The sequence below is a fragment of the Peribacillus asahii genome, assembly GCF_003570725.1.
Lineage (GTDB): Bacteria > Bacillota > Bacilli > Bacillales > DSM-1321 > Peribacillus > Peribacillus asahii.
On the sequence record NZ_QWVS01000028.1, the window covers coordinates 96,097 to 118,128 of the forward strand.

The 22,032-nt window shown below is 35.3% G+C and carries 18 protein-coding genes and 1 other RNA gene; 8 read left to right on the top strand and 11 right to left on the bottom strand.

What is annotated here, in order from left to right:
• Nucleotides 1–4 precede the first annotated feature (4 nt).
• From thiS to mscL, 5 genes are all read left to right on the top strand, one after another.
• On the top strand, nt 5–211 hold the full coding sequence (thiS, locus tag D1953_RS14710; RefSeq protein ID WP_119117943.1) for a sulfur carrier protein ThiS: 207 nt from the start codon (nt 5–7) through the stop codon (nt 209–211).
• Between the two features lie 5 nt (nt 212–216).
• The gene (locus D1953_RS14715; RefSeq protein WP_119117944.1) at nt 217–984 is read left to right on the top strand and encodes a thiazole synthase; all 768 of its coding nucleotides are present in this window, start codon (nt 217–219) and stop codon (nt 982–984) included.
• Complete coding sequence (locus D1953_RS14720; RefSeq protein WP_119117945.1) at nt 981–2,000, top strand: ThiF family adenylyltransferase; 1,020 nt, start codon at nt 981–983, stop codon at nt 1,998–2,000. The genes D1953_RS14715 and D1953_RS14720 overlap by 4 nt, the downstream gene beginning before the upstream one ends.
• A 143-nt stretch (nt 2,001–2,143) precedes the next feature.
• A complete protein-coding gene (locus D1953_RS14725; protein WP_119117946.1) occupies nt 2,144–3,379 on the top strand; it encodes an ATP-binding protein in 1,236 nt (411 codons plus the stop codon).
• 105 nt (nt 3,380–3,484) lie between these two features.
• Nucleotides 3,485–3,865: a large conductance mechanosensitive channel protein MscL gene (gene mscL / locus D1953_RS14730; RefSeq protein WP_119117947.1), complete on the top strand. Its 381-nt coding sequence runs from the start codon at nt 3,485–3,487 to the stop codon at nt 3,863–3,865.
• Nucleotides 3,866–4,061: 196 nt separating this feature from the next.
• On the opposite strand, the gene D1953_RS14735 is transcribed toward mscL, so the two are convergent.
• From D1953_RS14735 to ssrS, 5 genes are all read right to left on the bottom strand, one after another.
• Nucleotides 4,062–7,178 (bottom strand): MMPL family transporter, encoded by a 3,117-nt coding sequence (locus D1953_RS14735; protein ID WP_119117948.1) that lies wholly within the window; start codon nt 7,176–7,178, stop codon nt 4,062–4,064.
• Between the two features lie 64 nt (nt 7,179–7,242).
• Nucleotides 7,243–7,812 carry a TetR/AcrR family transcriptional regulator gene (locus D1953_RS14740; protein WP_119117949.1) on the bottom strand — a complete coding sequence of 190 codons (570 nt, stop codon included), beginning with the start codon at nt 7,810–7,812 and terminating at the stop codon, nt 7,243–7,245.
• Nucleotides 7,813–7,993: 181 nt separating this feature from the next.
• On the bottom strand, nt 7,994–8,194 hold the full coding sequence (locus D1953_RS14745) for a cold-shock protein (RefSeq protein ID WP_119117950.1): 201 nt from the start codon (nt 8,192–8,194) through the stop codon (nt 7,994–7,996).
• A gap of 243 nt (nt 8,195–8,437) precedes the next feature.
• Nucleotides 8,438–9,073, bottom strand: a complete 636-nt coding sequence (locus tag D1953_RS14750; protein ID WP_119117951.1) for a GGDEF domain-containing protein — start codon at nt 9,071–9,073, stop codon at nt 8,438–8,440.
• A gap of 147 nt (nt 9,074–9,220) precedes the next feature.
• Nucleotides 9,221–9,409, bottom strand: a non-coding RNA gene (ssrS, locus tag D1953_RS14755) — 6S RNA.
• 169 nt (nt 9,410–9,578) lie between these two features.
• Here ssrS and tatA point away from each other — a divergent pair.
• On the top strand, nt 9,579–9,803 hold the full coding sequence (gene tatA / locus D1953_RS14760) for a twin-arginine translocase TatA/TatE family subunit (RefSeq protein ID WP_119117952.1): 225 nt from the start codon (nt 9,579–9,581) through the stop codon (nt 9,801–9,803).
• Nucleotides 9,804–9,950: 147 nt separating this feature from the next.
• On the opposite strand, the gene D1953_RS14765 is transcribed toward tatA, so the two are convergent.
• The 3 genes from D1953_RS14765 to D1953_RS14775 all read right to left on the bottom strand — a co-directional run bounded on the left by D1953_RS14765 (nt 9,951) and on the right by D1953_RS14775 (nt 17,576).
• Nucleotides 9,951–11,252, bottom strand: a complete 1,302-nt coding sequence (locus D1953_RS14765; RefSeq protein WP_281271565.1) for a globin-coupled sensor protein — start codon at nt 11,250–11,252, stop codon at nt 9,951–9,953.
• Between the two features lie 937 nt (nt 11,253–12,189).
• A complete protein-coding gene (locus D1953_RS14770; RefSeq protein ID WP_119117953.1) occupies nt 12,190–12,777 on the bottom strand; it encodes a branched-chain amino acid aminotransferase in 588 nt (195 codons plus the stop codon).
• 455 nt (nt 12,778–13,232) lie between these two features.
• On the bottom strand, nt 13,233–17,576 hold the full coding sequence (locus D1953_RS14775) for a lamin tail domain-containing metallophosphoesterase family protein (protein WP_119117954.1): 4,344 nt from the start codon (nt 17,574–17,576) through the stop codon (nt 13,233–13,235).
• 194 nt (nt 17,577–17,770) lie between these two features.
• Here D1953_RS14775 and D1953_RS14780 point away from each other — a divergent pair, with 194 nt between their 5' ends.
• Complete coding sequence (locus D1953_RS14780; protein WP_119117955.1) at nt 17,771–18,883, top strand: NAD(P)/FAD-dependent oxidoreductase; 1,113 nt, start codon at nt 17,771–17,773, stop codon at nt 18,881–18,883.
• A 60-nt stretch (nt 18,884–18,943) separates the two neighbouring features.
• Here the strand turns inward: D1953_RS14780 and D1953_RS14785 are convergent, their stop codons facing one another.
• The 3 genes from D1953_RS14785 to D1953_RS14795 all read right to left on the bottom strand — a co-directional run bounded on the left by D1953_RS14785 (nt 18,944) and on the right by D1953_RS14795 (nt 21,291).
• On the bottom strand, nt 18,944–19,570 hold the full coding sequence (locus tag D1953_RS14785) for a metal-dependent hydrolase (protein WP_119117956.1): 627 nt from the start codon (nt 19,568–19,570) through the stop codon (nt 18,944–18,946).
• Between the two features lie 202 nt (nt 19,571–19,772).
• Nucleotides 19,773–20,135 (bottom strand): group I truncated hemoglobin, encoded by a 363-nt coding sequence (locus D1953_RS14790; protein WP_119117957.1) that lies wholly within the window; start codon nt 20,133–20,135, stop codon nt 19,773–19,775.
• 679 nt (nt 20,136–20,814) lie between these two features.
• Entirely contained in the window at nt 20,815–21,291 is a 477-nt protein-coding gene (locus D1953_RS14795) for a hypothetical protein (RefSeq protein ID WP_119117958.1), read from the bottom strand.
• Nucleotides 21,292–21,590: 299 nt separating this feature from the next.
• Between D1953_RS14795 and D1953_RS14800 the strand changes: the two genes are divergently transcribed.
• Nucleotides 21,591–21,761, top strand: a complete 171-nt coding sequence (locus tag D1953_RS14800; protein ID WP_119117959.1) for a YozQ family protein — start codon at nt 21,591–21,593, stop codon at nt 21,759–21,761.
• Nucleotides 21,762–22,032 lie beyond the last annotated feature (271 nt).

The window sequence follows — 22,032 nt, forward strand, 5'->3', positions numbered from 1 at the left end:
AATCATGAAGTCGATTCAATTAAACGGAAAAACTATTGAACTGCCAGAAACCGTACACTGTATTCAAGATTTGCTTGAATTATATAAACTGGAAAACCGCATTGTTGTCGTAGAAGTAAATAAAGAAATTATTTATAAAGAGCAATACACAGCACAAGCATTATCAGATCGAGATACAGTAGAAATTGTTCATTTTGTAGGAGGAGGATGATAATCATGTTAAAAATAGCTCATCACACATTTCAATCAAAACTTTTACTAGGAACAGGGAAATTCCCTTCCTTTGAGGTTCAGAAGCAAGCCGTTGAAGTTTCTGGAACTGAGATTTTAACGTTTGCGGTTCGCAGAATGAATATTTTTGAAGAATCTCAACCAAACTTTCTTGAACAATTAGATTTAACTAAATATAAACTGCTTCCAAATACAGCCGGTGCCAAAACAGCTGAAGAAGCTGTTAGAATTGCTAAACTAGCAAAAGCTTCGGGTTTATGCGATATGATTAAAGTTGAAGTAATCGGCTGTAACAAATCTTTATTACCGGATCCTGTTGAAACACTAAAGGCTTCCGAAATGCTGTTAGCAGAAGGATTCATTGTCCTGCCTTATACGTCTGATGATGTTGTATTAGCTAAAAGGCTTGAACAACTTGGAGTTCATGCGATTATGCCTGGTGCATCACCAATCGGCTCTGGAAAAGGACTTATCAATCCGTTAAATCTTCAATTTATTATCGAACAGTCTTCCGTACCTGTCATTGTTGATGCCGGTATCGGTTCTCCAAAAGACGCTGCGTATGCAATGGAGCTAGGCGCAAATGGCGTTTTACTTAATACAGCTGTTTCAGGTGCAAAAGACCCTGTCAAGATGGCACTAGCTATGAAACTAGCGATTGAAGCTGGACACCTTGGCTATGAAGCTGGAAGAATAACAGAGAAAAACTATGGTGAAGCAAGCAGCCCTACAACGGGGATGGTGACTTCTTGATTAATCGCTATCAAAAACAAGCATTATTTTTAGGCAATACTGAACAGGAACAATTACAACAAGCACATGTACTCATTATAGGAGCAGGTGCACTAGGATCGGCTAATGCAGAAATGCTTGCACGAGCAGGTGCTGGGACTATTACGATTGTGGACCGTGATTATGTCGAATATAGTAATTTATACCGACAACATCTTTATACAGAAGCAGATGCGATGAATAAGCTACCAAAAGCAGTGGCAGCAAAAAATCGTCTGCAGCAAATAAACAGTGAGATTACTATTAACAGTCACATTGTCGATATCAATGCCTCTAATATTGAAGCATTTATCCAAGATCAATCGATTATTATTGATGCAACAGACAACTTTGAAACAAGAATGGTTGTAAATGATGCCGCTGTTAAACAAGGCGTACCTTTTATATTCGGTGCCTGTGTAGCTAGTTACGGTCTAACTTTTTCTATCATTCCAGGTAAGACTCCCTGTTTACATTGTTTAATGAATCACTTGCCCCTTGATGGCATAACGTGTGATACAGTTGGCGTTATTGATCCGATTGTTCAAATCATCGCATCGTTTCAAGTGACACAGGCTTTAAAGTTACTCTCTGGTCACGAGCTTATACCAACGCTTCAATCAATCGATATTTGGAAAAATGAAAAAGCGGACATTACAATCGCCACTATGAAAAATAAACATTGCCCTACATGCGGTGAGAAAGCGACCTATCCATATCTATCATTTGAAAACCAAACAAAAACAGATGTTTTATGTGGTCGAGATGCCGTGCAAATTCGACCAGGTACCTCGCTTGCTCTCTCACTAGATCGCTTGAAAGAAAGCTTACAATCGTTGGTTACTCAAGTGACGGTCAACCCTTATTTACTGTCATGCACATTCGAAAACTATCGAATCGTTATATTTAAAGATGGTCGTGCAATTATTCACGGCACACATGATTCGAAAAAAGCACGAGTCGTATATAATCGAATCATTCAATGTTATTCATTCTAAAGACTTTATAACAATGAGGTAAGTGTCTATTATAAAAGATAGATACTTACCTTTTTACATTTATCGATATAAAATTATAGTATGATAGAAAGTAAATATTACTGTATGATATGTATCTAAGTCCCTATGAAAGGAAGCTTGCTTTGATTGAAATTTTACTTTTAAACTTTCTCTTTTTACTTCTTCCCGTTTTAACGTTTCTTATTTTTTTTGAAGATAGATTACCGACTAGGCATCATAAATTCATTTATATTTTACTTTCAACTGCTTCCATGTTTTTATGTATGGCCTACCCTATTAAATTAGAAGTAGGATTTATTTTTGATTTACGCTTCGTCCCTTTTCTCATTCTGGCTCTTTACAATGGATACAAAACGGTGTTCCCCCTTTATGTAGTACTTAATATTTATCGATTCTTTATTAGCGGAGAAGGCATTATACAGTCTTTCTTGTTCTCCACTGTTATTTTCCTAGTAGTTCCTTTATTTACAAAAAAATATATTCAGCTAAATTCGAGAAATAAGGTTTTATATGCAGCAGCGGCAGCTTTTTTTACTATGTTCCTGTACCTTCTCACCTTAAGCTTTCAAGTACCGATCAATCAAGAATTTTGGGAATTAACACTCTACGCTATCATTACTTACAGTATTGCAATAATGATTATTACTACTTTAATAGAAAAAATTATCGCTAATATGAAAGCACGAGAAACGTTTATTTATTCAGAGAAGTTAAATATCGTGAGTGAATTATCAGCTAGTGTAGCTCATGAAATAAGAAATCCACTGACTGTTACAAATGGCTTTCTCCAATTATTAAATACATCCAAAACGATAAGTATGGAGGAAAAGAAGTACATTGAATATTCCTTACTTGAATTAGAGCGTGCTGAAAAAATTGTAAGTGATTTTTTAGTTTTTGCTAAACCACAATCAAATAATATGGTTTACTCTAATTTTAAAGAAGAAATAGAATATGTAACAAACATCATGACGCCCTATGCAAATATGCATCAAGTTGCTATACAAGTAAATTTTAATAATTCATTATATAAAACATTTGATAAAAATCAAATTCAGCAATGTTTAATTAATTTGTACAAAAATGGAATCGAAGCAATGAAAAAAGACGGCGGTACTCTATATATCGATGTTTCAGAACGAAAGAAAAAGATCTTCATCCAAATTGGAGATACCGGAACGGGAATGACAAGTGAAGAAATTGCACATTTAGGGAAACCTTATTATTCTACGAAAAAAGAAGGGACAGGACTGGGCATGCTTATGGTATACAGTACAATCAGCAAAGTGAAAGGAAAAATTGAGGTAGAAAGTGAAGTTGGACAAGGAACCACTTTTCTCATTACTATTCCTGTTTGATACTGTTTTCTATTTTTAAACATCCTTAGCTTTTATTACCGATGAAAATATGCTATAACATATTGAACAGTTCTTATTACTACAGAACTCGAAAGGATGACGTATATGTTAAATGATTTTAAAAAATTTGCTTTAAAAGGAAATGTTGTCGATCTAGCGGTCGGGGTTATTATTGGAGCTGCCTTCGGTAAAATTGTCTCATCTCTAGTAGAAGATGTTATTATGCCACTGATTGGTTTGCTTCTTGGGGGCATCAGTTTTACAAACTTGCAATTTACATTAGGAGACGCTGTTGTAAAATACGGAAATTTTATTCAAACGATTGTTGACTTTTTTATTGTGGCCTTTTCTATTTTTATATTCATTCGAGTATTCAATCGTTTACAAAGAAAGAAAGCTACAGAAGAGATTGCAGAACCAGCAAAGCCTACGCGTGAAGAAGAATTATTAACGGAAATTCGTGATTTATTAAAAGCACAAAAATAAGAAAGATAAGGCTTACCTAGAACTAGGTAGGCCATTTTATGTGCTATAAACGTGATTGTTCGCCTATTTTACTTATCCAATAACATCAAGCATTACCAAAAATAGTAGACTACTATGTACCTTTTACATTTCAATGAAAGAAAAGATTAGAGAACCCCCCTGATACGATGAAGTAAAATCAGGGGGTTAACTTTTCCTAATTCTCTTTTGTACTACGACTAAAGCTGTTTAATTTAGCCATCAATGCCATTAACGCTGGTATAAAAATCGGCAGCATGACAAAACTTAGTAGAATTAATGCAATAATAACAGCCGTTGCTATTTCGATGAGTGTGACAACTCCCGAAGGATACAAAGCAGCAAACGTTCCTCCCAAAATAATCGCAGCTGAAATAACAACTCCACCAATATGACGCGCCGCTTCTATAATAGCGGTCACATGAAATACACCTTCTTCTATTTCACGATAGCGCATCATTAAGAAAATACTATAATCGACTCCTAATGCAATGACCATAATAAAACTAAAAAACGGGACATTCCAACTTAAATAATCTATATCAAGAATTTTTGTACAAATCATTTCCGCAATTCCAATAGATGTACTATACGCTAGTATTAAAGAACCGATAATGAAAATAGGCTGCCAAAATGAGCGAGTGATGATAACAAGAACAAGCCCTATGCCAATTAGCATAATTATTGCAGTGCGACTAAAATCACCACTAGCAATATCCTGCAAATCTGCATTTTGAGATGTTTTTCCACCAATCGCTACTTGTGCTTTTGATAATTCGCTTCCTTTTAACGAGGCTCCCACTTGTTTTTCAATATCTCTAACAACTAACATCGCTTCTGCTGAATAAGGATTCACATCTAAAATAATATTCATTCGAACCGTTTGACGATTGCTAGACATATACATATCTAATGCCTCTTGAAAATCCTCACTTTTCATTACCTCTTTAGGAATATACAATTGATCAGATGCTTCTGACTCACTAAGTCCATTTAAATAGCCACGAGCATCCTCCAGTCCATTACTTACTTCATCCAATCCCTCTGAACTTTTTGAAAGACCAGATTGTAGTTTTTTCATTTTCTTTTCTAAATCATTTAGTCCTGTTTGCAGTTGTTTTTGTCCCACATTAATTTGTTGTAAACCAGATTGTAAATCTGTCGTTTTATTGGCAATTTGGCTAGAACCCGCTGCACCGTCTCGTAAACCACCTTGTAAACTTACCGCTCCTGATTGTAACTTACCTACTCCGGTCTCCATTTGTGCTAAGCCATTGCCCACTTGTATCAGTGCTGTATTCGCTTCTTTAAAGGAAGACATCGCTTCATTATATTGAGGTGTTACTTTACTCAACTCTTCAGCAAGTTTTTCTAATTGTTCTTTTCCTGATTTAGCAATTCCAATTGTTTTCTGTACATTTGAATCATTGGCTGCTTCTGGGTTAGTTTCAATATAGCTTGTCATTAAGGTCTCAATTTGTTCGTAACCAGCCTTAGCACTCATTATTGCTTGTTCGATACTAGAAAATTGATTACCGACAGCGCTTAATTCCACTTGTAATTGATTATAGCTTTTAGCTAATTCAGCAGTCCCGTTTGATAATGTCCCGACTGTGTCTTTTAATGAAGCAAGACCCGTTGCTAATTGCTCTGCTCCTTTGGCCCCATCATTCATTCCTGCCGTTACTTGATTCATGGCCTCTCCCATGGCTGAAACGCCATTTTGTAATGCACTTGTGCCATCGATTAACTGCTGTACACTGTCTTGTCCATTCGTATTACTTGCTAGCTGATCTCCAGTAGAAGAAAAACCTTCGCTTATTTTCCCAATTCCTTCATTAGCGTCGCCGATTCCCTTATAAAGGGTGTTTGTTTGATTATCAATATATAAATCTTCTATTTTTTCACCAGCTGGACGTATAGGCGTATAAACATTTGATACACCATCAATCTTCAACAATCTATTGGATAATTCATCCAAAATTTGTAGTGATTCTTGGTTATCTAACTTCTGATTTGATTGAATAACTAGAGTAGTTGGTGACGAAAAACCTGGTGGAAAATAGTCATCAATAATCTGAATACCTTGCTTAGATGCATAGACATCATCCACTTCTAAAAGGTCATTATAACTAAGTATGCTACTATACTTTAATAAAAATGGCGTACATAATATTGCTACTACTATGATAGATATAATTGGTCGTAACACCGATTTGCTTGCAAGAAATGCCCAGATACGACTATCTGCATGTCCCTCAAACCGTTTAATCGGCCAGAACATTCTTTTGCCAAGTACAGCCATAAAAAATGGATTAAGAGTAATTAAGACTAGAAGCAGAATTGCCACTCCAATGGCCACAGGAGAACTTGCTTGATAGAGCTTAAACTCCGCCAAAATAAGCGCCATAAAGCCAATAAAAACAGCAATGCCACTATATAAAACCGTTTTTCCTGCTGATTTATAAGTTACTTCAATCGCAGAAAGTACACCCTCTTGCTTACTAAGTTCTTCTTTAAATCGGGTATATAACAAAATATTATAATCAGTTCCAATTCCAAACAAAATCACCACTAAAAACACTTGTGTAAAGTTAGAAAATGGATAATTAAATTGGTCAACTAAATGAGCGATAATTCCTAAGGAAACAATATAAGATACTCCAACTGTTAACAGAGAAATGACTGGAACAATTGGCGATTTAAAAATAAGAATTAATACAGCTAAAATAAAAATAACAGCAATTTTTTCTGTTGTCTTAATGCCTTCTTGAGAGGATTGAACAAAGTCTTCTCCAACTACTTCACTTCCTGTTAGATAAGTGTTTACCCCTTTTATCTCTATCCCTTTATAAAGGCGATTAGTTACCTCACTTATCGTCCCGGTCTCTCTCTCCACAGATATTTGCGTTAGAATAGTTGTTTGATCTTCAGAAAATAGTTGTTTTTCAACTTCTTTACTATCCAGATGAGAAACAATATCTTTAATTCCTAACTGTTCTTTCTTAGCCTTCAATTGATTAATAACTGATTCAATTTGTTCTTTTTGTTCTTTCGTTAATTTATGATCATTTCCACTATTGAAAACAGCAATAATCTGATAGGCTTCATCTCCATTTTCATCTATCTCTTTAATCATCGATTGCGCAACTTCACTTTGTGCATTTTCAGGAATCGTCAATTGTCCTTTCTCTCTTACTAATTGATTCATATCAGGCATTGTAAGAACTGTTATAACCGTCAGTACAATCCATATAAATAAAGATAATGTCCTCCAATTCTTTACTTTCTTCATTGTATTTCTCCTTCTCCCCTTTTAGGAATGAATATTCATTCCGCATATTACAATGCTACCCAAGTCAATGAGCTTTGATAGCATTCCAACAACATTCTTCAATATTAACTAACAGTTCTGGTGTCTCTTCAAGTATATTCATGCGCATTAATTTGAATAACTGAACAATAGCGCCATATACAATCGCTATTAAAGCATCAGCAGGCAATGAACAAATATCTCCTTGTTCTTTCCCCTTCTCTAAAATCGAACGAAGAAATTCAAGAAAATCAGCAAACAGCTTTTGGCTCTTCTCATCTAAGTAATGAGTGCTGCAATGGGAATCGATAAAATGCAGGGCATGTTCATTATGATTCACAAATTGAATAATTTGAAAAAATATATGACGGTGATGTAAACGAATATTTGTTAGATCACTTGGGAAATTATCCTTAACTATTTCTGATAGTCGAGTGACCCAATATTGAAATAACGTATTAAAAAGCGCTTCTTTATTTTCAAAATAGCGATAGATTGTACCTGCTCCCACTTTTGCCTTATCGGCAATCATCGGTATCGTTGTTCCGTCAAACCCTCGTTCAGCAAATAAAAGTAAAGCTGCCTCTAATACATCATCACGTTTGTTTGTAATCATATATTCCTCCTTCTAAAAACGGAATAAACGTTCAGTCCTTTATTATACAGAAAAAGGAATTTGAAAACTAACGATTTGTTTTTGAATTGGAAGCATCATTCTTCCTGCCATCGGGAAAGTTTTTTTCTGCAAATAAAAGAGACTGAACCGAAGTTGGAACAGTCTCTCTGCATTAGATATATTAAACTTTATTTACGTTTGTTGCTTGCGGTCCACGTTGGCCTTCTTCTAGCTCAAATGTAACTTCTTGGCCTTCTTCTAATGTTTTGTACCCTTCACCTTGAATAGCCGAAAAGTGAACAAATACATCATCGCCACCTTCTCGCTCAATGAAGCCAAATCCTTTTTCACTGTTGAACCATTTTACTTTACCGCGTTCCATTTAATGCAACCTCCTAGATATGTAAATCAAACTACAATTTCGCCTTGCGTCTGTAGTTTGACCAAAAATAAAGCATTTCATACATACTACTCGAAAAGTTATTTTGATACAAAATGATTCGGTTGTCGTTTTAATAAACGGATTGTTCATCCCATGCATATATTCTTCCTAAAGAGGGGAAAACAATGGAGTATTATGTAGAGGGTGTGCATACATTAATCAATTTTGTAAAAGATATCCGAATTATCTCGAGCTAACTTTCCGCTCTTCTCTATCTCGTATAAATAATGTAGCCAAGTTACTTTTTCTCAACCGTTTATTTTGATACATTGCTTTATCAGCAGTAATGCGTAACTGTCTCATATTACCTAATGAAGAATCTGTATACGCATAGCCTTTAGAAATTTTTAAAGTAAGTGTATTATCTTCTAAATTATATTTCATTAATTCATAATCGATTTGTTTCATAAGTTGAATAACGTTACTTTCCTCTATATTAATCATCAAAATCGTAAATTCATCTCCGCCAATTCGGGATACAATAATATGTTCATTAGAATACTGATTTAAAAACTGAGCGGCACTCTTAATTAATTCGTCTCCTGCCTCATGTCCCACCTGATCATTTATATATTTCAGTTCATCTAAGTCACAAAGAATCATGCCAACAGGTACGTCTATATCTTCGTTGTACTTACTAACTTCCTGTTCGAAATACGCACGATTGTAAATCTTTGTCATATAATCATGCGAAGTATTATAGAGTAATTCCTTTTGAAGTGAGCTTTGTAGCATACATGCTCTTACTTTCTCTCTATGATATAAGCTTGTCACCATAACGCCAATTGTTAAACCACTTATTAAACCGACAGCAAACATATGTATACCTCTTAAGTACAAATAATTCCGTGATATTTTTGTTAGTTTGTTTCTGTGAGACTACCCTAATCCTTTTTAATAGAAAAATGATTCTTTACATATAAAAAAACAGCCCCAACATGGAACTGTACTGTTTCTTAATTACAATTAAAAGCCGCAATTGCCGTAGTTCAAGTAAGAAAGTTTTAAACCACCACTCCTCAAAGTGGGTGTTTGCAAAAACATTCCTGTTGTCCAGGTCAGTGACTAGGCCTAACATTCCTGTTTTAATATAAAACTCCCTATTACAGCTTAAAGGTTAAAACTTAATTATCATTACGTACAACGCAGCTTATAAAAGTATTGTACCGAAAAGCCTCAATAAAATCAATGTAATAATTTAGCAATTAACTTTCTTAATCTCTGATTATTATTTGAGGCAACTCCATTAAAGGAATTGACTGCGATAAATTTAAAAAATCGGCTATAATACTAGATATATAAATTATTCAGGAGGTAATGCGCCGTGCTTTCTAATATCGGCTTCCCCGGATTACTATTAATTCTTACTTTAGCTCTTATCGTATTCGGCCCAAGCAAGCTCCCACAAATTGGACGAGCTATTGGATTGGCATTAAAAGAATTTAAAGAAGCAGCAAAAGATATCCCTAATGAAATACAAGAACAAGTAAAAGAAGAAATTCGAATGGCTAAAGAAAGTCTCCCAAATAAAGAGAAAGACACCGACTAAATGCCGGTGTCTTTGATGCGTTTGTGGCGAGAACCGTTGGGCCACATCCCAACGTTTAGCATAAAGCATATTCTTCGACTTACACAAATTAGCTCATCGCTTTATTAATATAACATATTGAAAAGGAGAACACAAGTAACTTTTCTCTTATAGCACCCTCGTCATTTGTGTTAATTCATCAGAAGACTGGGCAACCTGTTCAAATGATCGGTTCATCCCTTCAAAAATATTACTTAATTCTGTCATTTCTGAAGCAATATTGACATTTTGTTCTTTAACATTATTCATTGATTCAACAATTTGATCAAAAAAGAGACTCGTCTCTTTCCCTTCTTGTGTGCTTTTCTTAATATCTTCATTTACAACAGAAATCGACGTATTCATAGTGCTTGTATACCGACGAATTCCTTCGACAAGCTTTGAAACCTCTGATACAGAAGTTTTCGTGTGTTCTGCTAATTTCCTTACCTCATCTGCAACAACGGCAAAACCTCTTCCATTTTCTCCAGCCCGCGCCGCTTCAATCGCTGCGTTTAATGCTAGTAAGTTCGTTTGTTCAGCAATCGACGTTACCATTGTAACAATCCGCTCAATTTCCTTAGATGTTGAAGTTAATTGCTCCATTTCTGCAGCGATATACTTCATATTATCCTGTGCCTGATTCATTAATTCCTCCAGCGCTTTCAAACGTCGAAGACCTTCTTTCGACTTTTCTTCCGTTTTAATCGCAATCTTTGAACCTGTTTCCGTAATTTGATGAATATCAGACACTTTATTAACGATTTGAACACTCGTTGCGCTCGTTTCTTCACTAATAGCAGCCAATTGCGCGGCGTTGTTGTTTACCTGTACACGAAGCACTTTTTTCTCTTTATCGTGTTGATCGCGAATACGCTTATTTTCTAGTTCATATGCTTCTAATACAATTTGCTGCTCTAAATTAATGATTTTCGTAATACTTAACGCCATTTCATGATAGTGCTGTACACTATGACAAGTCGGCATAATAATCGTTAATATAGACTGCAGCAGATCCTGAAAGGCGCTCATATACCACTTAGGATCTAAGCCGATTCGAACATGGACATGAGCAATAGTATAGCGCTGTTCCACAAACTGATCATCAAGAACGCCTAAAAACATTTCACCTATATGTTTTTGAAGGGATTGTCGTAACCGACTAACTGAACTATTGTTTTCAATAATCTGCATTAGCGAAGATTCTTTTTCAAGATTCTTATAGAAACGACTCACTAAATCTACTAAATGTTCATTAACCATATCTTGGATAGAACGAATCCTGCATAAATCTTCATGTGTTAAATGAATCATCTCAATTTGCGTTAATAACTTTGAGTATTTATGTAAATCAATTCGAACATCATTTTTATATGTTAAAAAATATTCTCTATCAACAGTAGGTTTATTTCTTTTCCATAAATTTTTCATAGTGCCTCCGATTTTCTTTGCCATTCCAAACTCATTATAGTACTTTTATTGCACACGATGTATAAAATATGTAAAAATTATTAAGAATACCCTCATTTAGATACTTTAGTACTAGTTCCTTTAGACCATTAATTATTTTTCATATAATGAAAAATCACATGCAACATAACCAGCATTCCCAAATCATTTAAACTTCTTCCTTAACATTAGATTATCCCGAATATGAAAGATTAAAGGTTAAGAAGCTGATCGACCGCAAATCCTAGTATATTCCAATTTGATATTCCAATGTGGTCACCTACTTTTCGAAAAAATAGCTTCAATCGAAGCGGAGCAAACTATGGCCATGATGTTGTAAAAAAAAAAGCCAGGATTAAAATCCGGCTTCTCACTAAGAATCGAGCAATTGATCAATGTCTATTTTTTTGATTTCCTCAAATTTGTACTCTTCATCAACTAAAACCACTGTTTCTGCTAACAATTTATCAATATCTATTCTATCCATATTATTATGATACAATATTCTCTGATTGTGTTAGTATCATAAACATTAAAGTATTGTTACTTTTCTTTTACGACCTAAGAAATGCCCTGCTCAGTACAGGGCATTTCTTAGGTCGTAATATATAAAAAAAGACAGTCAGTTTCACGACAAATGTAATATATCCCATCCACTTACCATCCATATAAACAAAAAGAATCGGCACGTAACCGACTCTTCTAAATTATCTTTAGTAACTTAGATAATTTAGCACGAGGGAAACCTCCCACTATGTTCAGATAAGATAAGAAAACCCTTGTCATATCAAGGGTTTTCTTATCTATTGGTAGATTACATTTTGATAGTTCTGCAGCACATCGGCAGTCTCAATCACTTTCACTTATATTTCTCCAAATATTAATGACTCACCGCCAATAAAGTTTATACGAACCCTTATTACTTCTCTTCTATCGCTTCCATCAACTTAAATAAAAATTGATAAATGAACTGATATGCTTCACCAATCGTCATATCTTCTGTAAATCCTTTTACATCGTTTAAGGAGAAATTAAAGTTCCATAGACCATCTTCTGCGCTAAACATTAACGCAAATTTTGCATTTTCTCCTTGTAATTCAGCTTGTAAATAGCTTCGAATTGCTTTGTCATATTTCTTCTGCAGCTTTAACCCTAATAACGCTTCATATGTACCGAATAAATCATCGACTTCTAATGAAACGGCATCGACACCAATAAGCTCAAACCACTTCGATTCTAGATAAATAAATTCTTTTTTGTTTGTTTTTAGAAAAGTTAACGGTTGGTGTAAAAATTCTGATGTTTCTACAGCGATAAGATTTTCAAATTCTTTATCGGAACGCTCAATATAAGCGTCGGTAAAGCGCGCTTCTGCATCCTTTTCTACAATCGTCATGCCTCCTTCAAGCAATTGATGCTTTTCTACATATTCTTTCTCTTCTTTATATAAGGCAACCTGGTCACCCTTGAATGTCTTAATATATTGTTCAATCTGAGTTCTTAGCATACTTTTATTCCTCCTGATGATATCAATCTCTTCTAGTATGAATCATTCATCGCTCAGTGTCCAATCTGGTTTAGGCGCGGGGGTATTGCTCTAGTCCTTCAGATATTTAAATAGATTTTTAAAAACTTGTTTATACGCTTTAATAAAAAGCAGGAGGAGAAATATACGTTCAATTAATATCAGTCGTACCCGTTATTTAACCGCTTTTATAGTGTCTTTTTGTTTTTTTGTGCCTATATCGTTGTTTGTGGTAGGTTTAACTTGGTGATTAAGAGTGCAATTAACAACAGTTCAAGCAGGCACTTCGAGAAGCTATTCTCTTACAGGTATAATGTGCGGTGCTTTTTAGTTCACCTTCCATCAGTGAGGATGAAGAAAAACCTCCACTGATGGAAGACATTAAGTTCTTTTCGATGAATGAACGTTTTATATAAAAAACAAAGCTCCCTCTTACATTACCGATTGTTTGTCCGGAATGTCCAAACCTTTGAACGAGTCTGGCCGTTATACTTGTCAGACACCTTTACATACCAGCCATATTCTCGATTTTTCTCAAGACCTGTCCATACCATTTCTGCCATTTGTTGATTCGCTACATCCTTTACTTCGCCAATTTTTTCATCAGTGTATATATTAACTTCAAATAAATCGGTGGAAACCACTTTTTCTTTCGGTGTTAAATCTGTCTCTATGACAAATTCATCTTTGCCAGGATAGTTTTTCCGATTGTAGTAGTTATATCGATTAAGATATGGAGAATACGTTTTCATATAGATTTTATTCTCTACAGTATTAACCTGCATCATGCGCAAAAATCCTTGTCCACCTTCTGCCCCACCTTGATAATCCGCAAGCATTTGATATACTTTTCGATCAATGACACCATCTTGATTATCGTCTATTTCATTAATTAATGTTTCACTGCCATGGTAATGGCCAGATAATACGGCAATCACATTTTTATTCGGTAAGACAACATCGTTATAAATTTTCTCTCCAATCGGGCTGCGCTCTCCTGTGACAAGCAAATACTCATGAAAGCTTAAAATGGCTTTTCTTTCAGGATATTCCGCAAGAACTTTATTAATCCAAGCTATATCCTTATTACTTACTCCCCACCCCATATAAAGCATAATAAAATCATTGCCCTTTACGCTAATTAAATCATAATGACCTCGGTTATTCTGATAAGACTCACCATAATAATTTTTGTTTTTAAAACGATTAGCTCCAAAATATTTACTAAATTGATGATAGTCACCTGTTTTATGGCCAACATCGTGATTACCAGCTAAAACACCATAAGGGATTTTTGTATGTTCTAAATAGTGCATATATTCATCTGCATATGTCCATTGCTTGGGCTCACTTGCTCGATCTACAAGATCTCCTGTATGAAACACATATTGAATATTTAACGCCTTTCTTTGAGCAACAATCCATTCTGTCATATTTTTATAAATATGAGGGTAACTAGCGCTATAATATTGCGTATCCGACATCCAAATAAACGAATAATCAAATCGATTTGTGGATGCAATTTCATCTTGAATCATGACTTGCACTTTTTGATCCTTTACATAGTGAGAACCTTTTACAATACTCTGAAGCTTAAAGTTCTCTTCGTTTTCTGCAATTTTCCAACTTTTTCGTTCCCATTTCGACTTTTCATAGTTCCAAACATACATAGATACTTTTCGACCAATCAATGACTTACCTTCCCAATATAATTCTACTTCGTCGTTCTGATTCACTTTTTGATCAAGGGTAATTTCAAAGCGCTGATACGGAAATTGATTTGTTGATTTTGTTGTCACATATTTTGAATCAACATCCGTAAGAGCATGTAAAGCTGTAACTTTTTTCTCTCCTTCAGGAATCATCTCTTTTGGCGGCTCATGATCAACAGAATTTTGATAAACGACAACTTTTTCCTGTTCGTTTGCTTTGTATTGATACCCCTTCATAAAAGAAACATCGAGGGAATCCTTAGTCGGGTCAGATACTCTCACCCCAAGCTTTGGAGCTAATGATATCTGATTTGCACCATTTAATGGACTTACAACTTTAGGTTTATCGGGCTTTTCCTCAGCAACTTGAAAATGTACAGTCTTAGAAGCTTTATTACCTGCTCGATCCACTGCTGTAATCTGAAACGAATGCTTTCCTGGCGTAAGCGTTGCTGATGATGTTTGATACGGCAATATAATATCCTTTCCATCGAGCTTCGCTGTCATTGTTTCAACACCAGACAGTGCATCTTTCGTTTTAGCATGCAGCCTAATATCACCTTTATATATTTTTCCTTCTTCAATAGACGGTATAATAACAGGTGCACTATTATCGACAATAACGGTTGATTTTTTTGATTTTCCATTATTGATCACTTCGATTGTATGAGTGCCTTCCCCCACCTTTGTTGTATCCCAGCTGTACATTTTCGCTTTATATTTATTTTTAGGGATAGAAAATGTAAAATTAACGATCGGCCTCGCTTGTTTGCTGTCACCAATAAACAGTTCCTTTGTTGGGTCTGCGTATTTAGGATCATAAATAACGGTCCCATCTTTTAAAACTAGACGAATATTTTTAATATAAAAGTCATCCCGATTTTGTTCAGAGTGTCGATCGAATGGAGACACTTTTGTACCTGAGCGAATGGAAATGACCGTCTTTTCTCCCCTTTTAAAAAACTTTGTATCAATTGGAATCGTTACTGCTTTATATTTATTGATAATATTATCAAGCGTATACAATGTTTCCTTCCCAATCGTCACCGCGTTTTTAAAATAAAGATTTACATTTTTAACATCAAAAGCAAAATAAGCAGGCTCTACTAACGTATACGATGCAGCGTCTGTTACATCTTGTTCATCAATCAGCAATTTGGTTTGTGAGAAGTTTTCGATATCATACGCTTTAATTAATACTTTGTCGTGTAATATTTGATTGTTTGTTATATTTAATCGCACACCTGGTTGAGGCTCTTCTTGTTGAATGGCAATTGATTTTATTTCCGTTTTTGTTTCATTTTCTCCATCCGAAGCTACTACATAATAGTCAAGTGAATGCTTTCCAATTAAATTTGTGGAGTCAATTGTATAATGAAACAAAGAATCATCAAAGCTTTCTGTTAAATCGACCGCATGAAACTCTTTTTCACTGTTATTTTTATAAAATAATCGCGCTGTTTTTACAACATGATTATCTTTTATATCGAACTTTAATGACAGATCCTTCATTTCAGAAAGCGGTGCTTCATAGCTGGAAAGATCTTCGATAATTGGCTTGAGTGTATCCTCAACTGGGATTACCTTTTGAGATGGTACTTGTCTTTTAGATACTCTCCCCGGTGTCCCCGGCTTTTTCCTGCTGCTATATTTTTTCATTAAGAGATCACCAGGTTTTTTTGGAAAAGAGTAGAGAATTGCTTTGTTTTTTTTCGCGTCTTTCTTATTCCCTTGATTATAAAAAGCAATCGAAACTTCTTTGCCTGTATTCGTTGCAAGAACAATCCCGCGAAGATCTCTATGTGCCATTCCTACAGAATGTATTTGAACGATGTTAACATTTTCAGTTAAATTCACACCATAATGATGATTAAAATCTGCAATCGTTAAATCTTGATTACCAGCATTCATAATCCAAAAAACCATAGTTTCTCCAGAAGGAAGCATAAGATCTTCTTTTTGGGGCTTCCAAATAAGGTCAGCATTATACCCTTCGAGGGAAAAACGGTACCGAATATGATAATCCTTTAAATTAATCGCTTTTGTCGTATTGTTGTAAATTTCAATGAATTGATAGGCATCGAAGTTCCCCGTATTCGTTGAATGCGGCATTAATTCTGTCACTAATAATTCTGGTACTTTTTGTGAGTCATATATTTTAACAGCATATTGCTTTGTTTTCTTTGTATTTGTACCGTCGCGAGCTAAAATGCGGTAATATACATACTTCCCGCTATATGTTTCCTGTGGAATGATCGCTGTATATATACTAGAACCTGTTTTTTTCATTGGGCTTTCAATCCAAACATCATTTTTATTCGTTCGATATTGAAGCTCCACATTTTTTAAATTGGTTTCATCGGTCACTTTTGCTTGAATAGAAAGGTCTTCTTTTGCTGCAATCAATTTCATTGGTTCATGCTTAATAACAGGTGCTTCTCGATCAATAAAATGTACAGGTTTTTTCGGCACTTGGTTTGTAAGTAAGAATCCTGGTGTAGCGGGGTGCTTAGCTTGCATCACCTTCATCTTTTTTTTATTGATTGAAATTTGAAAGTGAATGCCATTATTCTTATTTACATGCTTCGGATGATGCGTTGCCGTTGATAGGGCCTTCCCTTCCAAATCAGTGAGTATAAGTGTTTGTCTCGATTGATTCGATAAACCATTTGCTTTGACAGTTGTCAGCTGCTTACTAGATAAACTCGTTTCATAATGTTTATTAAAATCGTTCAACGTTAAAGATTGATTCTTGTTATTTTTAATCCATATGACCATCGCTTTTTGTGAAGGAATCGTTTTGTTCTCTGTAAACGTCCATTCAACACCTTCGACAAATAGCTTAAAATGGTGAAGAGAGACAGGTTTATCGCTATTATTGTAAAGCTCAATAAACTCATATTCATCTTGTTTTGTACGGTTAGTTGTATCCACTGCTAGTTCTGTAATAAAAAGAGTTGGATTTCTCTGGCTTCCACTTAGCTTCTTCGCTTCTACAGGAATAGACGTAAATAATAATAAAAGCATGATATAAGCTGCAAAGGAGAAGTGGAAAAACTTCTTATTCATAGAAATCACCTAATCGTAGAATGTATTTTATATCGTAAATAAACGTCTTCATAAAAAAATAAATACTTTGTGACATGCTCACTAAAAAAGCCGTGATAAGTAGAAAAATAATGCCTATAACAGTAGTATTAAGATATACGTTTCAAGCTATTAGTGTTTCCTAAGTAAAACAAGAATATAAAAGGATGTTTACCATGAAAAAAATCATTATAATTGGTGCCGGAATTTTAGGAGCTTCGACGGCCTATCAACTGGCAAAGAAAGATGTAGAAGTAATTATTGTAGACCGAAAAGACCAAGGACAAGCAACCGCAGCAGCAGCCGGCATTGTCTGTCCATGGATTTCACAAAGAAGAAATAAAGCTTGGTATCAACTTGCTAAAAATGGAGCTCGCTTTTACCCTCATTTAATCAAAGAGCTTGAATTGGACGGAGAAACCGATACAGGATATGCCCAAGTTGGTGCGATTAGCTTACATACAGAGGAAAAAAAGTTAGCTGGAATGGAGGAACGAGCGACAAAACGAAGAGAGGATGCACCTGAAATTGGTAATATTACAAGGCTTGATGCTGAAGCAACGAATGTTTTATTTCCCCCGCTCGCTGAAGAATACGCGTCCGTACATATAAGCGGAGCCGCAAGAGTGGATGGCCGTGCTCTTTGTGACGCGCTATTACGCGCTGCGCAGAAGCATGGAGTAACGCTTATTCATGGAAATGCCATTCTTCAATATGAAGAAAAACGGATTACAGGCGTAACAGTCAACGATACATTTATTCATAGCGATGAAGTGATCGTCTGTGCGGGTGCTTGGGCAAAACAGTTATTACAGCCACTAGGAGTAGACTTTAAAGTAAGCTTTCAACGGGCACAAATTATTCATCTTTCTTTACCGGACCTAAACACAAATAAATGGCCTGTCGTTATGCCGCCAAGTGATCAATATCTTCTTGCATTCGATAATCATCGAATTGTAGCCGGGGCTACCCATGAAAATATAGAAGAATTTGATTATCGGATGACAACAGCTGGCTTACAGGAAGTATTTAATAAAGCACTGCACACCGCTCCTGGTCTAGCAGATAGTACATTTCTTGGAGCAAGAGTCGGCTTTCGCCCCTTTACACCAGGCTTTCTTCCTGTAATAGGAGCGCTGCCGGGCTGGGGAGGGATAATTGTGGCCAATGGTCTAGGATCATCAGGTTTGACCATGGGCCCCTATATCGGAAAACAGCTTGCTCAGCTGGCTTTAGGCCTAGAAGTCGAAATTGATTTAAGTCTCTATGATGTGAGCACTGCTTTGTGAAATTTGAAAAGCACCATCCGAAAAAAAAAAAAAACGGATAGTGCTTTTTAAATTACGTTATTAAAATTCCTTCTTTGAAAAAGGTAAAAACCATCTTACTCCCCTTTTATTAAAGGGAAACACTTTCATATCCATAATTAAATGACTGATATAACCGAGCATGCAAGTAAGAAACATCCCCTCAATTCCAACAGATGCTTCAAATTGATAAGCGATGATTCCAAAAAAAAGAACCCCAATAATAGAATGGGTATAACTACGATGCGCAACAAAAGAAGCTATAATCATATAAACACCTAATAATAAAATCCAATTTTTTTCTATGTATATACCGGCTGCTACAACTCCGATTCCCGTAAGTGTAAGCATCATTCTCTGAGTTAAGAAAGAAGCTAAAACAATCACACCTACACCAATTCCCACTCCAATCCACCTCATTACATTAGCATGCTCTAAAAAGCTATATAATAAGATAAGGACGCCCATTAGCTGCAATGTCGCTCGAGCAAACTTATAAGAAAATGTAATCTTATTACTAAGCTTCCCGTCCGTATCCATATCCGGTATTAAAGCTGTTACTCCCCCAAGTCCTACAAACATAATGGTTGTCGTCGGATCTGCTTGCATAGCATATGCTACAGCAAATCCCGTTGACGCACCTACTATCATATGTGCTGTACCGTTCAATTTATGATTCTCCTAATTTTAGATTCCCTTATTAGTATAGAACATTAGTTCCCTTTATTCAACCTTTAAATACTCATCCAACTAACATTTCTCTACATTGGAAAAAAAAAAAGATTCTCTCTGTCACTTTGACATAAGATTTTTTCAAACAAATAAAAAAAGCATGTTTTGATTAACCTTTTCCAAAACATGCTTTTCTACTTTATTTATATAGTATATCATCTCTAAGTGAAGCGACTTTCGTTAAAGCTGTATCTATATCAGCTTCTTCAACTCCATAGTGTGCAAGAGCGTCATGAAGATGTTTTGCAATAGCATCAAAATGAACTGGCTGTATATTCATCCCTTCATGTGCTTTTGCCATTGACTTTCCTGAATATTGATTAGGACCGCCTAAAGCAAAACTTATAAATTTTGTTTGGTGACGTCGTTGTTTTTCCATATCTGTATTTTTAAAGAATCCATTAACGGTTTCATCCTTTAAAACCAATTCAGAGTAAAAATAATCAACAACCTTTACAATGGCTTCCTCTCCGCCAACTTTTTCGTACAATGTTTGTGTCATAAACCCTACACCCCCTATTTTGAAATTTGTATAGAAGTATTTTCTTCAATAGTTCCATTTTTATCCCATTATTCAAAAAATTATTTACAGAAATGAAAGCATTTAAGAGTATGCAGTGTTTAGCGCATATTCACCGCTTTACATGGAGTGACGGATATGACTAGGCTCGTGCCCTACGGCTTGTGCCTTTGCGAAAAATTATATCCGTAGAGTCTCCGTGTCAAACGACTAGAGGCTGAGAATCTATTCATGAAAGTGAATATCCTTAATTGCCGTTTAATGCATTTTTTAAGATCTTACGCAACTTTGGTGAAAGATACTAGAGGTAGCCATTTGGTGCTTGCACTACTCTTTTAATATAGTTATGTAAATTGAAAAAGTATCCTTAACCGGTAAAATTAAAATAAACTAACGAAAGTAATGATTGTCTTTCAAATTTAATTGCATTTTACAAATCATTAATAGAAAAGCCCGTCTCATTAGAGAAGGGCTTTTAATGTTAGCTAACTAAGCATAAGGCTATCCTGAACGAATGCTAATTACACGTCATATCTTGTCATTTTATTAATTAGCATCCATAGACTGGAACCTTTTAAGTGTATTTTAATCACTCTTTGGAATGTGTGTAGCTAAAATTTAATTTTTATTATAGCTTTTGTTTTTGCTATAGAGGAATAAATTATTCGTTACTTCTCAGAATATCATCCACTGTAGTTTTCATGGTATAAATCACAGTTTTCTTGTAACGTGCCGCTATACGCAGCACTCTTATTTGTTCGGATCGGGATAGATTTTTAAAACGAGGCTCTTGTTTCAAAAAAGAACGAACGATTAACCAACTCGTTGGTACTAAAGGAAAGTCATCTAAGGGTTGTTTGTTCCGTAAACGATAAAACCACGATATCATTCCGGTGGAATCACTTTTATCGACTATACATGGCGCATAAGTATTTTTGGTGTGTTTTTTAAGAGATTCGAATCTATCTTGCCCGCTAACAATGATGTAGCTGTCATCCTTTCGATTTTTTTTGACAACCAAAAGATTAAACATGCAATCCCACATTAATCTCTGAAGTTTCTTCATGTGCTCCGTAATTTTCAGCGATAAACCAGGTTTGATTTTGCTCAGTGGTATATACTCTATCGTAAATTTCATACTTAGCCCCTCCTGTTTTATTCATGCATCTCTCCTCAATTTCTTAGAATTTCACAGCAGGTGCGTTGTACCGGTGAATGCTAACTTTATTTATTTTCCAAATTTGGTATTTATTATAATTGCGAAGCGCTTAAACTTAAGTCCCCTTTAGATGATATGTATGAAATGACCGCATGTCACATTCGAAGTAATTATGAAAATACAAACAGCGTTCTTCCTTTTTAACGTATCCAACGGGTCTAGGCCTACAAAAATAAAGGAAATCAAGCATACTAAATATAGAAAGGAGCGGAAAAAGTATGAATAAAAAAAAGCGGATAGTAAATAAAAAAGATCTACTGATTGCGGGAAGGACTTTTGATCCTTCTGATTATGACGGAACGTCACAACTAGAACAAGGTTTGGCCATTACACATGAACAAGTCGGAGATGATTATACAGAAGGAACTGTGGACCAGCTTTCTAAATAGTCTAATGAATGATTTTCCGAATGAGAAAGCCCATTACGGTGCGTTAGCACCCCCTTTAGGGATGGGATGAAAGTGAGGTCAGATACGGAGCGCCACAAAAAATCGAAGATTTGTGGTGCTTCAAGTATCTGAAATGAATAAAGCTTCTAGACAAGAGTTTTCTCTTGTTTTTTTATTTTTCAGTATTGTATAATAATGGGAACTAACGTTCGCGAAGGAGGTGGATAAAGTGGATGTTGTAAAAGAAAAAAGCGATACCTACCATAAGGGC